Here is a 12,908-nt window from a genome sequence, read left to right as displayed (position 1 = left end):
AGTGATTATCACCAGTCCTAAATAGTATAGAGCCGTTTTTAATGAACGAGGGTTTTCTTCATGAAAAAAGCAGCAATGACAATTCATCGCTGCTACATTTTAATTATAATGCTATTTTTTTGATTTAACTTTCCCGGTCCATTTTTTGTAACCGCCTTTAAGCATGTAGATATCTCTATATCCATTTTTTCTTAAAATACGCGCTGCTCTATAACTTGCTACACCATTGGCATCGCATAAATAAATAGGCTGATCCTTTCTTAGACCTTTAAATCGTTGACTAAAAAGCGTCATAGGAATGTTTCTGGCACCAATAATATGGCCATAATCATAGTCAACTTTTTCTCTTACATCAATCACTTGAGCTTTACGTAAACCTTTATGGAATTCTTCTTGATCTAATTCTGTTACAGCTCTTTTATTGATGAAAAATTGGATTAACATATATACAGCAATAATAACTAAAACAGCTAAAATGATTATCCAAAAGCTATTCATCTTGCTTCCTCCTATATTTACCGATACTACAATTATAAGACTGTTTCACTCATTTATCAAAAAGTTTTTCTCAGAAATGAACCGAGATTTCATTTTGTACAAAAATGCAAATCAGATTTAATATTTACTGAAGAAAATCCAGCCATGAATATTAATCAAATATGCTGTATGTATGGTAATATACATACATATAGTTAAATACAAGGTGATTGGAGATTTTAAAATTGACAGAAACATGGAATTTTATTAATTCGGGCAGCCATGACCCATTTTATAATATGGCTATGGATGAAGCTTTATTAAACTTTGTATCCAGAGGTGAAATCGATCCTGTCATCAGATTTTATACATGGGATCCAGCAACGCTTTCTATTGGTTATTTCCAAAGATTAAAGAAAGAAATTGATATTGAAAAGGTCAAAGAAAAAGGCTATGGCTTAGTAAGACGACAAACAGGTGGAAGAGGCGTGTTACACGATAAAGAACTAACATATAGCGTAATCGTTCCTGAGTCTCATCCTAATATGCCTAAAACAGTTACAGAAGCATACAGAGTCATTTCACAAGGTTTATTAGAGGGATTTAAGTTATTAGGCTTCGACGCTTATTTTGCTGTTCCTAAAAGTAAAGAAGAAAGAGAAAAATTGAAACAACCAAGAAGTTCTGTTTGCTTTGATGCTCCAAGCTGGTATGAACTCGTCGTAGAAGGAAGAAAAATTGCAGGTAGCGCACAAACTAGACAAAAAGGCGTTATACTTCAACATGGTTCTATTTTAAAAGATATTGATATTGATGACTTATTTGATATGTTTATCTTTAAAAATGACCGCTTAAAAGATAAAATGAAGCAAGCTTTTGTAGATAAAGCTGTTGCGATAAATGATATTTCGGATAAAACAATTTCGATTGAAGAAATGGAAGTAGCATTTGAAAAAGGATTCCAAAAAGGGTTGAATATTAACTTTAAACCATTAGAACTTACTAAAGAACAACAAGCTGAAGTAAAAGAACTTGCAGAAAAATACAAATCTGAAGAGTGGACTTATAGAAAATAAGTAAAATCCCCTGAACCTCTTTTTAAACGGTGGTCAGGGGATTTCATTTTTATTTACGACGGTTTCTATATTTCCATTTTGCTATTTTATATTTCCTTTGATCTTTTGTTAAAAAGAAGAAGAAATACAGTAAGTAAGCAATACCTGCGATAATAGCTAAGCTAATTATCGTTCTTACAAGGGAAAATAATATTGAATCTAAGTTCAATATTAACCCGATAAGCGCAATTAATAATATGAGATAAAATAATACTTTACGCATGTTTTCACCTTTCAATACTTCTTGCTTTATGAATTAGTTTTACTAACTTTAATTTGTGCTAATTCTTGTTGGCCTTGTTTTATTTTCTTATCACTTTTTGTAGAGTAACCATCTCTGATAGTTTTAAATGCACTGACCAACTTATTATTAAGTTCTTCAATGTTTTTATTATCAGATTTATCTTTATCAGACATACTACTTTTTTCAAGATCGATTTTGTATTTATCATGTGCACTTTGTAAATCAGTGACTATTTTATCGAGTTTGCTGACCACAGCTTCTTTTCGTTTATTCTTTTGGACATCACTATCAATTTTGTGATAATCCTTTAATGTATCAGTCACTTTTTGATAGTAATCTGATGTCGCGTTAGCATTTTTGGTTTTCATGCTATTTTGTGCTGCTTCTTTAGTATTCTTTTTATCAGCGCCGAGTTGTTTTTCTTTATCTTTTAAATCACTGATATTTTGCTCTAGTTCTTGGTTTTCTAATTTTAATTGATGATTATCATCTCTTAATTTAGTAGTTTTTTGTTCAAGTGGACCTAAGTTTTGACTCCCGCAGCCCGTTAGTAAAATCGTTGCTCCAATAATCGAAATAAATTTCTTTTTCATAACCTTCTCCTAATTCAAAAGCAAATATTATAGCAATATTTTATCATATTTAGTTCTCAGATTCTTATATTTCAGTTTGCACTTTAATTTTCTTATACTTTTTGGGAATTCTTCTTTGATATAAGGTATAAAAGCTTATAGTTCTATGCGCTTTGTGATAAACTTTGGTTATAATAAAAGTGATATAGTCACTATCACAGCTCCATAAAATTACATGATTAAGAATGACATAGGAGGAGTATGTATGTCTAGAATTGAAAAAGTAAATCAAATTATTTCAGAAAAAAATTTAGATGCGTTAGTTGTATTATCTGATTACAACCGCCGTTATTTATCAGGGTTTACTGGTACGAGCGGTGCATTAGTAATTACACCTGAGCGTCGCATCTTGATCACGGATTTCCGTTATATCGATCAAGCTACAAATCAAGCTTCTGAATTTGAAATTGTGAATCGTTCTGCAGGTTTAATTGACGAAGTTAAAGATGTTCTCGAACAAAACCAAGTGAAATATGCAGGATTTGAAGGGCACATCGTAAGCTATGATACATTCCAACAATTAAATGATTCAGACGTTGAATATCAAAGTGTTGGTAATGTAATTGAAGATATCAGAGCTATTAAAGATCAATCAGAAATTGATACGATTCAAAAAGCTGCAGATATTGTAGACAAAACGTATGAACATATTTTAAGTATCGCAAAAGCAGGAATGACTGAACAAGAATTAAAAGCTGAATTAGAAAGTAAAATGTTAAAATTAGGAGCAAGCGGCCCTTCATTTGACACGATCGTTGCTTCAGGATATCGAGGTGCTTTACCACACGGTGTAGCAAGCGATAAAGTGATTGAAGAAGGCGAGTTGATCACTTTAGATTTTGGTGCATATTATAATGGTTATGTATCTGATATCACACGTACTTTTGCAATCGGCCAACCAGATCCTAAACTAGTAGAAGCTTATAATATTGTATTAGAAGCACAGAAAGCTGCAGTCGCACAAATTAAAGCAGGAATGACAGGTAAAGAGGCAGATGCTATCGCACGTGATATTATCGCAAGTTACGGTTATGGAGATAATTTCGGACATTCAACAGGTCATGGTATTGGTTTAGAAATTCATGAACAACCAATGCTTGCAAAACAATCTGATTATGTATTAGTTCCAAATAATTGCGTAACGGTAGAACCGGGTATCTATATAGAGGGACTGGGTGGCATCAGAATAGAAGATGACATCTTAATCACAGAAAATGGTAATGAAGTCTTTACTAAATGCACAAAAGACCTTATTATTTTATAATGAAAGCGTATATGAGGAGGAAACTGAATGATTTCGGTTAATGATTTTAAAACAGGTTTAACAATATCTGTTGATAATGGTATTTGGAAAGTTATTGATTTCCAACATGTAAAACCAGGTAAAGGTTCAGCATTTGTTCGCTCTAAATTAAGAAACTTAAGAACTGGCGCAATTCAAGAAAAAACATTCCGCGCAGGTGAAAAAGTAGAACAAGCAATGATTGAAAACCACCGTATGCAATATTTATATGCAGATGGTGACACTCATGTATTTATGGACAATCAAACATTTGAACAAACTGAATTGCCTGGAGATTATTTAGAAGAAGCATTAAAATACTTGAAAGCAAACATGGAAGTTCAAATCCAAACTTATGAAGGCGAAACGATTGGTGTAGAATTACCAAAAACTGTTGAGCTTACTGTAACAGAAACTGAGCCTGGTATTAAAGGTGATACTGCAACTGGTGCAACTAAATCAGCTACAGTAGAGACTGGATATACGCTTAACGTACCTTTATTCGTTAACGAAGGAGACGTTCTCGTAATCAACACTGGCGACGGCAGTTACGTTTCAAGAGCCTAAATTTTAAATCACCCCTTTTCTGACATCCTATCCATTAATGATTATCAGCAATTTTATGCTGATGGATTCGATGAATGAAAGGGGTTCTTTTATTTTATTATCGTTAAATTACACGATGAGAAAGTTTAAAGTTACAGTGATATGCTTGAATTGATAATTTCAGTCAAGTAAAATATACAAGAAGAGTAAAAACAATCTGAAGGAGCAGTACTATGAATTTTAAAGAAATCAAGGAATTAATTGAAATACTAGATAATTCAAATCTTACTGAAATTAATATAGAAGATAACAAGGGAAGTATCATTAATTTAAAGAAAGAGAAAGAAAGAGAAATCATTACACCACAAATTTCTCAACAAGCTTTCCCTGCACAAGCAGCTGCGCCAGCACCTGTTCAAAATGATTCAGCTGTCAGCGAAGCTTCTTCTGCTGCAAATTCAGAAGCTGATCAGGGGAAAACAATTAACGCACCAATGGTAGGAACATTCTATAAATCACCGTCACCAGAAGAAGAAGCTTATGTAAAAGTTGGGGATACTGTATCAAACGATTCAACAGTATGTATTTTAGAAGCTATGAAGTTATTTAATGAGATTCAAGCAGAAGTTTCCGGGGAAATTACTGAAATCTTAGTTGAAGACGGACAAATGGTAGAGTATGGCCAACCGTTATTTAAGGTGAAATAATTATGAAAAAAGTTTTAATTGCCAATCGCGGTGAAATTGCCGTTAGAATCATCAGAGCGTGTAAAGACTTAGGGTTACACACAGTTGCAATTTATTCTGAAGGGGATAAAGAAGCACTACATACTCAAATTGCTGATGAAGCGTACTGTGTGGGGCCTACACAATCTAAAGATTCATATTTAAACATTCCAAATATCTTATCTATTGCTACTTCTACTGGATGCGATGCAGTTCATCCTGGGTATGGATTCTTAGCAGAAAATGGGGATTTTGCAGAATTATGCGAAGCGTGTCAACTTAAGTTTGTTGGTCCAAGTTACGAATCTATTCAAAAGATGGGGATCAAAGACGTAGCCAAAGATGAAATGATTAACGCAAACGTACCAGTTGTTCCAGGTAGTGACGGACTAGTAGATTCAATCGAAGACGCTAAGAAAACAGCGGAAGAAATCGGTTATCCCGTTATCATTAAAGCTACTGCAGGCGGTGGTGGTAAAGGTATTCGTGTAGCTAGAGATGAAAAAGAATTAGAAAATGGCTACAAAATGACACAACAAGAAGCAGAAACTGCCTTTGGTAATGGCGGACTTTATCTTGAAAAATTCATTGAGAATTTCCGTCATATCGAATTCCAAATTATTGGTGACCAGTTTGGTAATGTGATTCAGTTAGGAGAACGTGACTGTACAATTCAACGAAGAATGCAAAAACTTGTCGAAGAAGCACCGTCACCTATATTAACTCCTGAAAAAAGACATGAAATGGGTCAAGCATCTATCAGAGCTGCTAAAGCAGTAAACTATGAAAATGCAGGTACAATTGAATATATTTATGACTTAGATACTGATGAATATTACTTCATGGAGATGAATACTAGGATTCAAGTTGAACACCCTGTTACAGAAATGGTAACCGGGATTGATTTAGTCAAATTACAATTATTAGTTGCTATGGGTGAGCCATTGCCTTTCACTCAAGATGATATTAAAATCAATGGTCATGCAATGGAATTTCGTATTAACGCTGAAAACCCTTATAAAAACTTTATGCCATCACCAGGTAAAATCACACAATATTTAGCACCAGGCGGTTACGGAGTAAGAATAGAATCAGCTTGTTACACAAACTATACTATTCCACCTTATTACGATTCTATGGTTGCTAAATTAATTGTGCATGAACCTACACGTGAAGAAACAATTATGGCAGGTCTACGTGCTTTAAGCGAGTTCTTAGTATTAGGCATAGACACAACAATACCATTCCATATTCGTTTATTAGAAAACGAAATTTTCAATAGTGGACAATATAGCACTAAATTCTTAGAGCAAAATGATATTATGAAAGAAGATTAAGAAGGAGGCATTCACATGGTTAAAGTATCCGAAGATACACATGCACATTTAGGCAGAGTAGAAATTTCTCCAGAAGTACTAATCTCAATTGCAAGTATTGCAACATCTGAAATAGATGGATTAACTGGACACTTTGCTGAAATCAAAAATGCTTCACCTGAAAAGTTGAATCGTAAAAATTTAACTAAAGGTATTAAACTTGAAACAAAAGAAGATGGAATTTATATAGATGTATTCTGTGAGTTTAAGTATGGTATCAACATCTCTCAAACAGCATTGAAAATTCAACAAACAATTTTCAATTCCCTCAGCAATATGACAACTATAGTTCCTAAACAAGTCAACGTTCATATTACGCATATTGAAGTTGAAAATAACAAAAAATAAGTTACAAAGGAGCACGCTCAATGAGTCGTAAAGAATCAAGAAGCCAAGCATTTCAAGCACTGTTTCAACTTGAAATGAAGAATACAGATTTATCTATAGATGAAGCCATTAATTTTATTAAAGATGATTACCCAGATTTAGAATTCGATTTTATTCATTGGTTAGTATCAGGCGTAAAAGATCATGAACCTGTACTCGATCAAAAAATCCAAGAGAATTTAAAAGATTGGAAAATCTCTCGTTTATTGAAATCAGACCGTATCATTTTAAGAATTGCAGCTTTTGAACTAGAGCATAGTGATACACCACCAAAAGTGGTTATTAACGAAGCTGTTGAACTTGCTAAGCAATTTAGTGACGAAGACCATTATCGTTTTATCAACGGTGTATTAAGTAATTTAAATCAATAGGATAGAGTGATAAGTATGTCCGATTATTTAAGCGTTACAGCCTTAACTAAATATATCAAATATAAATTCGACCAAGATCCGCATCTGCAATCGGTTTTATTAAAAGGTGAATTATCTAACTTTAAACGTCATAGTAGCGGTCACTTATATTTTAATTTAAAAGATAATAATAGCGTCGTAAATGCTATGATGTTTAAAGCACAAGCTAATAAACTAGATTTCACACCCAAAGAAGGTGATGAAGTTTTAATAGAAGCACGCGTAAGTGTTTACGAAAGACGTGGGAATTATCAAATTTATGTAAATAAAATGCATTTAGACGGAATTGGCAACTTATATCAACGTCTAGAAGAACTTAAAAAGGCCTTAACTAAGCAAGGTTTATTTGATATGAGCCACAAAAAGCCGATTCCTAAGTTCCCTAAAAAAATTGCAGTGCTTACCGCGAGTACAGGTGCAGCAATACGAGATATTCACTCTACAATAAACAGTCGATTTCCATTAGTAGAACAAATTCAAATTAGTACATTAGTTCAAGGCGAACAAGCTAAAAATGATATTGTAGAAAAATTACAATATGCTGATACTCTTGGTGCAGATGTCATCATTTTAGGACGTGGTGGAGGATCTATTGAGGATTTATGGAATTTCAATGAAGAAGATGTAGTACGAGCAATCTTTAATACACAAACTCCTGTTATCTCAGCAGTAGGTCACGAAACAGATTTCACATTAAGCGATTTTGTAGCTGATGTAAGGGCTGCTACACCAACTCAAGCTGCTGTCATTGCAACACCTGATCAAGTTGAGCTGACACAATACATCAAACAAATAGAGTTAAGTCTATCCAGACACATCGTCCAATTAATTAATAATAAGAAAAAACATTTAGAACATGTAGCTTCTTATTATAAATTTAAACAGCCATCGTTGTTGTATGATCAACAAATCCAACGACGAGATGAATTAGAAAAACAACTAAGTCTTGCGATGACTAATCATTTGACTCATTTACGACAACGTATTGATTTGCTAAACAGTCGCATAAACGTTAGAGATTTAAAACAACATACGCAACAAGCTATTTTAAACAAATCTCAACTTGATAAGGTATTAAACAAATCAATAAATAATATTTTGAGTAATGCTAAAACGATGTTGGCACAGCGATTAGAAAATTTAAATAATTTAAGTCCAACCAATACAATGTTGCGCGGTTACACGATTGTCAATAAAGATGAACAAGTTATTACAAGTACGCAATCATTAAAAACTAATGACCACATCAGTTTAACCATGAAAGATGGCGAAGTTGATGCAATAGTTAAGAAAGTTAGGTGCAATAAAGATGAGTAATGAGCAAAGTTTCGAAAATATGATGGAAGAGTTAGAAAACATCGTAAAAAAATTAGATAATGAAACAGTTTCTTTGGAAGAAGCATTAGACTTATATCAAAGAGGGATGAAGCTTTCAGCATCTTGTGATGAAACATTGAAAAATGCTGAAAAGAAAGTAAATGAACTCATGAAATCTAATGATGGAGAACAAGCTGAGACATCAGCTGAGAATGAAAATGAATAAAATGATTGAACTAATCAACCAACAATTACTAGAAACAATTCCTGATTCAGCTCTTGGCACTAATTTAGAAGAAAGTATGCGTTATTCTCTTGAAGCTGGAGGAAAACGTATACGACCAGTCCTATTATTAGAAACTTTAAAAATGCTGTCTAAAAACCATACTTACACTAAGGGTATTCGTACCGCATTAGCGTTAGAAATGGTGCACACATACTCGCTCATACATGATGATTTGCCTGCTATGGATGATGACGATTATCGTAGAGGCAAATTAACAAATCATAAAGTATACGGTGAGTGGAAAGCATTATTAGCTGGGGATGCGTTATTAACAAAAGCTTTTAACTTAATAAGCACAGATAATGCAATTGATGCTGAAACTAAAGTAGCTTTAACATCCCAACTTTCTGATGCGAGTGGTCATTTAGGTATGATTGGCGGACAAACATTAGATATGGAAAGTGAAAATAAAAAAATATCTTTAGAGACTTTACAACAAATCCATCGTGAAAAAACCGGTGCTTTACTGTCTTTCGCAATCAATGCCGCAGCAACAATCGCAAAAGTTGATACTGAAGTATCCGAGATTCTTGATACGTATAGTGAACATTTAGGTTTAATTTTCCAAATTAAAGATGATTTACTCGATGTCTATGGAGATGCTGAAAAATTAGGTAAGCCTGTTGGCAGCGATGAGAAAAATCATAAAAGCACTTATGTGACTTTACTTGGTCTAGAAAAAACAGAACAACGACTTCAATATCACGTTGAGCAAGCGAACCAATGTTTGAAACAATTATCTGATAAACAATATGATACAACTGAGCTTGAAAGTCTGACACAGTTGTTCTATAAACGTGATCACTAAAATTATAAGCTGAGTCCTAATATTCAATTTAGACTTAGCTTATTTCTATTTATGAACTTTTATAAATATGCACTATTGTTGGATATTAATAAGCGATATAAGAAGAAAATAAAAGCATTTTGTTTGAACATGTGATACTATGAATGCATAAATATTCGTAATTTGAGGTGTAAGAAAAGTGGCTAAAAAATCAGTAAGACACATAAAAATTAGAGAAATCATATCCACTGAGCAGGTTGAAACTCAAGATGAATTAGTAAAACGTTTAAATTCATTTGATCTGAATGTGACACAAGCAACGGTTTCACGAGATATTAAAGAATTACAGTTAATCAAAGTACCTGCCCCGACAGGTCAATATATTTATAGTTTGCCAAATGATAGAAAATACCATCCGTTAGAGAAACTTGGACGTTATTTAATGGATTCCTTTGTAAATATTGAGGGTACAGGTAATTTATTAGTATTAAAAACACTTCCAGGTAATGCTCAATCAATCGGTGCTATCTTAGACCAAATTGATTGGGATGAAGTACTCGGCACTATTTGTGGTGATGATACTTGCTTACTCATTTGTCACGATGAGGATGCTGCAAATGCTATCAAAACACGTATTTTTAATTTGTTATAAGGAAGCGATAAGCCATGTTACAAACACTAACAATTAAACAGTTTGCTATCATTGATGAATTAGAAATTAACTTTGGAAACGGATTAACCGTATTAAGCGGTGAAACAGGTTCAGGGAAATCTATTATCATCGATGCTATTGGACAACTTATAGGCATGCGTGCATCTTCAGATTTTGTTCGTCATGGCGAAAAAAAAGCAACCATAGAAGGTATCTTTGATATTGATAATAATCCCGAAGTGATTAGAACCTTGAACGAATTAGAAGTTGATGCTGATGAAGATTTCTTAATCGTTAAAAGGGAGATCTTCAGTTCAGGTAAAAGTTTGTGCAAAGTAAATAACCAAACAGTAACATTGCATGATTTACGTTTAATTATGCAAGAATTACTTGATATCCATGGTCAACACGAGACACAATCACTGTTAAAACAAAAGTACCATCTTCAACTGATTGATTCATATTCAGATGGCAAATATGATGATATTTTAAAACAATATCAAAATACGTATCAAACTTTTAAAGATAAAACACGTGAACTCGATGAGTTGGAATCTGCTGATCAAGCTTTATTACAAAGGTTAGATCTAATGAAGTTCCAAGCTGATGAACTATCTGAAGCCAATTTACAAGAAGGCGAAGTTGAACAACTTGAAGCTGATATTAAACGCATTCAGAATTCTGAAAATTTAAGTTTGGCTTTAAATGCTGCACATGCAACTTTAACAGATGAACAAGCTATCCCGGATCGTTTATATGAATTGAGTCTGCAACTTGCGAACATTGATGAAATTATTCCTAAAAAGTTCACCGAACTTAAAGAGCAAGTCGACCAATTTTACTATACGTTAGAGGATGCTAAGCATGAGTTGTATGATGAATTATCAAATACAGAATTTGATGAACAGTATTTAAATGAACTAGAATCTCGTATGAATTTACTAAATAATCTTAAAAGAAAATACGGTAAAGATATTTCTAGTTTAATTCAGTATCAAGCTAAACTAGATGATGAGATTAACAAAATAGAAAATTATGAGCAAAGTACAGCAAACTTAAAAGAAGAGATTACTCAGTTACAAGAACAATTAAATAAAGAAGGTCAAATGCTTTCAAAAGAAAGAAGAAAAGTGGCGCGTGAACTAAGAGATCATATTGTAGAAGAAATTCAAAATTTACAAATGAAAGATGCCAATCTCGAAATCTCATTCAAACCTTTAGATGAACCGAATGCAGAGGGTATAGAAAAAATAGAAATATTAATCAGCCCTAACAAAGGGGAACCACTTAAAAGCTTGGCTAAAATTGCTTCGGGCGGAGAATTATCTCGTATCATGTTAGCTTTAAAAAGTATTTTTGTTAAATCTAGAGGTCAAACTGCTATACTATTTGATGAAGTTGATTCTGGTGTTTCTGGTATTGCAGCTCAAAAAATGGCTGAAAAAATGCGTGCAATTTCTGAATATATTCAAGTTATATGTATCTCACACTTACCACAAGTAGCATCTATGAGTGATCATCACTTACTAATCAGCAAAGCATCACAAGATGATAGAACAACAACACATGTTGAAGAATTAACTGGAGAAAATCGTATAGATGAAGTTGCACGAATGATTTCTGGTGCTAATGTGACGAAATTGACAAGAGAAAATGCTAAAGAAATGATAGAGCAAAATCATGCGCTGTAATCTATTTGAAATGAGGGGAGATTAACTATGGAATTCGAAACATTGATCTCTAATACTAAAGAGTTACAAGGTAACATTGGTGTTTTATTTGCGAATGACGAGAAAACAATAGCTGCGATTGTACAATTGCTTAAACAAACAAAATGCCATGTTACGCTCTACGGTACTAAAGATCCAACTGAATTAATACGTTCTTTTAATATAGAAGGGGACTTATTAAGTCGTATACACTTACGAACATTTCACGAGCGTGAGGATGTCCTTAAGAAGTGTGCAGATGATTTAAACTCAGAACAAACTCATGTTTTAATGAAGGGTAACTTACCATCATCAGAAATCTTATCTTTTGTACTAAAACATAAGTCATTTATGGATGAACGACGTTTCTTAAATCATGTATCATGTTTCGATATTCCTTCATATCACAAAATGTTAATCATTAGTGATGTTGCTTTAAATGTAAAGCCTAGCATAGATGATCGTATTCATATGATTGAAAATATTGAAAGCTTTGCAAAGAATATTGGTTATAAAAGTTTAAATGTGGGATTACTATCATCATTAGAGCATCCCACAACCAAAATTCCTTCATCAGTAGATGCTGCAGAAATTGCCGCACACTTTAAACAACATAATTTTTTAAAGGTTGAAGGACCATTCGCCTTTGATAACGCGATTGATAAAGAAAGTGCAATTGAAAAGGGTATTGAATCTGAAATCGCTGGTGATGTTGACGCGTTGATTGTTCCACATCTTGACGTCGGCAACACACTCTATAAATCATTAACTTATTTTGCAAATGCCCAAACGGCTAATTTAATTTTAGGATCGAAATTCCCGATTGTTTTAACGTCTCGAGCAGATTCTATACAAAACAAAATTAATTCAGCTATTTTGGCACTGCATACATTAAAATAGACATATGAAAAATTCCATTGAAATCTAACTTTTTAGGCTCTCTGTCAAATAGGACTGGTGAGC

Annotated in this window: 16 protein-coding genes; 13 read left to right on the top strand and 3 right to left on the bottom strand. The window is 33.3% G+C overall.

What is annotated here, in order from left to right; genetic code table 11:
- Positions 1 to 111 precede the first annotated feature (111 nt).
- Complete coding sequence (locus HMPREF2846_RS09010) at positions 112 to 498, bottom strand: rhodanese-like domain-containing protein (RefSeq protein ID WP_002481030.1); 387 nt, start codon at positions 496 to 498, stop codon at positions 112 to 114.
- 224 nt (positions 499 to 722) lie between these two features.
- Between HMPREF2846_RS09010 and HMPREF2846_RS09005 the strand changes: the two genes are divergently transcribed.
- Positions 723 to 1,553, top strand: coding sequence for a lipoate--protein ligase family protein (locus HMPREF2846_RS09005; protein WP_002481029.1), 831 nt, complete (start codon positions 723 to 725; stop codon positions 1,551 to 1,553).
- 49 nt (positions 1,554 to 1,602) lie between these two features.
- Here the strand turns inward: HMPREF2846_RS09005 and HMPREF2846_RS14745 are convergent, their stop codons facing one another.
- Both HMPREF2846_RS14745 and HMPREF2846_RS08995 read right to left on the bottom strand, forming a co-directional pair.
- Entirely contained in the window at positions 1,603 to 1,815 is a 213-nt protein-coding gene (locus tag HMPREF2846_RS14745) for an SA1362 family protein (RefSeq protein WP_057510475.1), read from the bottom strand.
- Between the two features lie 26 nt (positions 1,816 to 1,841).
- Complete coding sequence (locus tag HMPREF2846_RS08995; protein WP_070626480.1) at positions 1,842 to 2,429, bottom strand: hypothetical protein; 588 nt, start codon at positions 2,427 to 2,429, stop codon at positions 1,842 to 1,844.
- A gap of 244 nt (positions 2,430 to 2,673) precedes the next feature.
- Between HMPREF2846_RS08995 and HMPREF2846_RS08990 the strand changes: the two genes are divergently transcribed.
- The 12 genes from HMPREF2846_RS08990 (at position 2,674) to HMPREF2846_RS08935 (ending at position 12,845) form a co-directional block, all read left to right on the top strand.
- Entirely contained in the window at positions 2,674 to 3,732 is a 1,059-nt protein-coding gene (locus tag HMPREF2846_RS08990; protein ID WP_057510476.1) for a M24 family metallopeptidase, read from the top strand.
- Between the two features lie 27 nt (positions 3,733 to 3,759).
- Positions 3,760 to 4,317: an elongation factor P gene (gene efp / locus HMPREF2846_RS08985; RefSeq protein WP_002481025.1), complete on the top strand. Its 558-nt coding sequence runs from the start codon at positions 3,760 to 3,762 to the stop codon at positions 4,315 to 4,317.
- Between the two features lie 212 nt (positions 4,318 to 4,529).
- Entirely contained in the window at positions 4,530 to 5,003 is a 474-nt protein-coding gene (gene accB / locus HMPREF2846_RS08980; RefSeq protein ID WP_002481024.1) for an acetyl-CoA carboxylase biotin carboxyl carrier protein, read from the top strand.
- A gap of 2 nt (positions 5,004 to 5,005) precedes the next feature.
- Positions 5,006 to 6,358 (top strand): acetyl-CoA carboxylase biotin carboxylase subunit, encoded by a 1,353-nt coding sequence (gene accC, locus HMPREF2846_RS08975; protein WP_002481023.1) that lies wholly within the window; start codon positions 5,006 to 5,008, stop codon positions 6,356 to 6,358.
- 15 nt (positions 6,359 to 6,373) lie between these two features.
- Entirely contained in the window at positions 6,374 to 6,745 is a 372-nt protein-coding gene (locus HMPREF2846_RS08970) for an Asp23/Gls24 family envelope stress response protein (protein WP_023015159.1), read from the top strand.
- 20 nt (positions 6,746 to 6,765) lie between these two features.
- Entirely contained in the window at positions 6,766 to 7,155 is a 390-nt protein-coding gene (gene nusB / locus HMPREF2846_RS08965; RefSeq protein WP_002481021.1) for a transcription antitermination factor NusB, read from the top strand.
- A gap of 15 nt (positions 7,156 to 7,170) precedes the next feature.
- Positions 7,171 to 8,511, top strand: coding sequence for an exodeoxyribonuclease VII large subunit (gene xseA / locus HMPREF2846_RS08960; protein ID WP_057510478.1), 1,341 nt, complete (start codon positions 7,171 to 7,173; stop codon positions 8,509 to 8,511).
- Positions 8,504 to 8,737 carry an exodeoxyribonuclease VII small subunit gene (locus HMPREF2846_RS08955; protein WP_002481019.1) on the top strand — a complete coding sequence of 78 codons (234 nt, stop codon included), beginning with the start codon at positions 8,504 to 8,506 and terminating at the stop codon, positions 8,735 to 8,737. Before xseA ends, HMPREF2846_RS08955 begins: the two co-directional genes overlap by 8 nt.
- Complete coding sequence (locus HMPREF2846_RS08950; RefSeq protein WP_002481018.1) at positions 8,730 to 9,605, top strand: polyprenyl synthetase family protein; 876 nt, start codon at positions 8,730 to 8,732, stop codon at positions 9,603 to 9,605. Before HMPREF2846_RS08955 ends, HMPREF2846_RS08950 begins: the two co-directional genes overlap by 8 nt.
- Positions 9,606 to 9,783: 178 nt before the next feature.
- The gene (gene ahrC, locus HMPREF2846_RS08945) at positions 9,784 to 10,236 is read left to right on the top strand and encodes a transcriptional regulator AhrC/ArgR (RefSeq protein ID WP_002481017.1); all 453 of its coding nucleotides are present in this window, start codon (positions 9,784 to 9,786) and stop codon (positions 10,234 to 10,236) included.
- Between the two features lie 14 nt (positions 10,237 to 10,250).
- Positions 10,251 to 11,927, top strand: coding sequence for a DNA repair protein RecN (gene recN, locus HMPREF2846_RS08940; RefSeq protein WP_070626479.1), 1,677 nt, complete (start codon positions 10,251 to 10,253; stop codon positions 11,925 to 11,927).
- 27 nt (positions 11,928 to 11,954) lie between these two features.
- Positions 11,955 to 12,845, top strand: a complete 891-nt coding sequence (locus HMPREF2846_RS08935) for a phosphate acyltransferase (protein WP_070626478.1) — start codon at positions 11,955 to 11,957, stop codon at positions 12,843 to 12,845.
- The last annotated feature ends 63 nt before the right edge of the window (positions 12,846 to 12,908 follow it).

This window comes from Staphylococcus sp. HMSC056G08, assembly GCF_001812305.1.
Classification (GTDB): Bacteria; Bacillota; Bacilli; order Staphylococcales; family Staphylococcaceae; genus Staphylococcus; species Staphylococcus simulans.
The sequence above is the reverse complement of the archived record's forward strand: the minus strand, read 5'-3'. Positions and strand labels throughout refer to the sequence as shown.

Coding starts and splice junctions, on each gene's coding strand:
- HMPREF2846_RS09010 (WP_002481030.1), bottom strand. CDS start 498: ATGAATAGCTTTTGGATAATCATTTTAGCTGTTTTAGTTATTATTGCT.
- HMPREF2846_RS14745 (WP_057510475.1), bottom strand. CDS start 1,815: ATGCGTAAAGTATTATTTTATCTCATATTATTAATTGCGCTTATCGGG.
- HMPREF2846_RS08995 (WP_070626480.1), bottom strand. CDS start 2,429: ATGAAAAAGAAATTTATTTCGATTATTGGAGCAACGATTTTACTAACG.
- HMPREF2846_RS08990 (WP_057510476.1), top strand. CDS start 2,674: ATGTCTAGAATTGAAAAAGTAAATCAAATTATTTCAGAAAAAAATTTA.
- efp (WP_002481025.1), top strand. CDS start 3,760: ATGATTTCGGTTAATGATTTTAAAACAGGTTTAACAATATCTGTTGAT.
- accB (WP_002481024.1), top strand. CDS start 4,530: ATGAATTTTAAAGAAATCAAGGAATTAATTGAAATACTAGATAATTCA.
- accC (WP_002481023.1), top strand. CDS start 5,006: ATGAAAAAAGTTTTAATTGCCAATCGCGGTGAAATTGCCGTTAGAATC.
- HMPREF2846_RS08970 (WP_023015159.1), top strand. CDS start 6,374: ATGGTTAAAGTATCCGAAGATACACATGCACATTTAGGCAGAGTAGAA.
- nusB (WP_002481021.1), top strand. CDS start 6,766: ATGAGTCGTAAAGAATCAAGAAGCCAAGCATTTCAAGCACTGTTTCAA.
- xseA (WP_057510478.1), top strand. CDS start 7,171: ATGTCCGATTATTTAAGCGTTACAGCCTTAACTAAATATATCAAATAT.
- HMPREF2846_RS08955 (WP_002481019.1), top strand. CDS start 8,504: ATGAGTAATGAGCAAAGTTTCGAAAATATGATGGAAGAGTTAGAAAAC.
- HMPREF2846_RS08950 (WP_002481018.1), top strand. CDS start 8,730: ATGAATAAAATGATTGAACTAATCAACCAACAATTACTAGAAACAATT.
- recN (WP_070626479.1), top strand. CDS start 10,251: ATGTTACAAACACTAACAATTAAACAGTTTGCTATCATTGATGAATTA.
- HMPREF2846_RS08935 (WP_070626478.1), top strand. CDS start 11,955: ATGGAATTCGAAACATTGATCTCTAATACTAAAGAGTTACAAGGTAAC.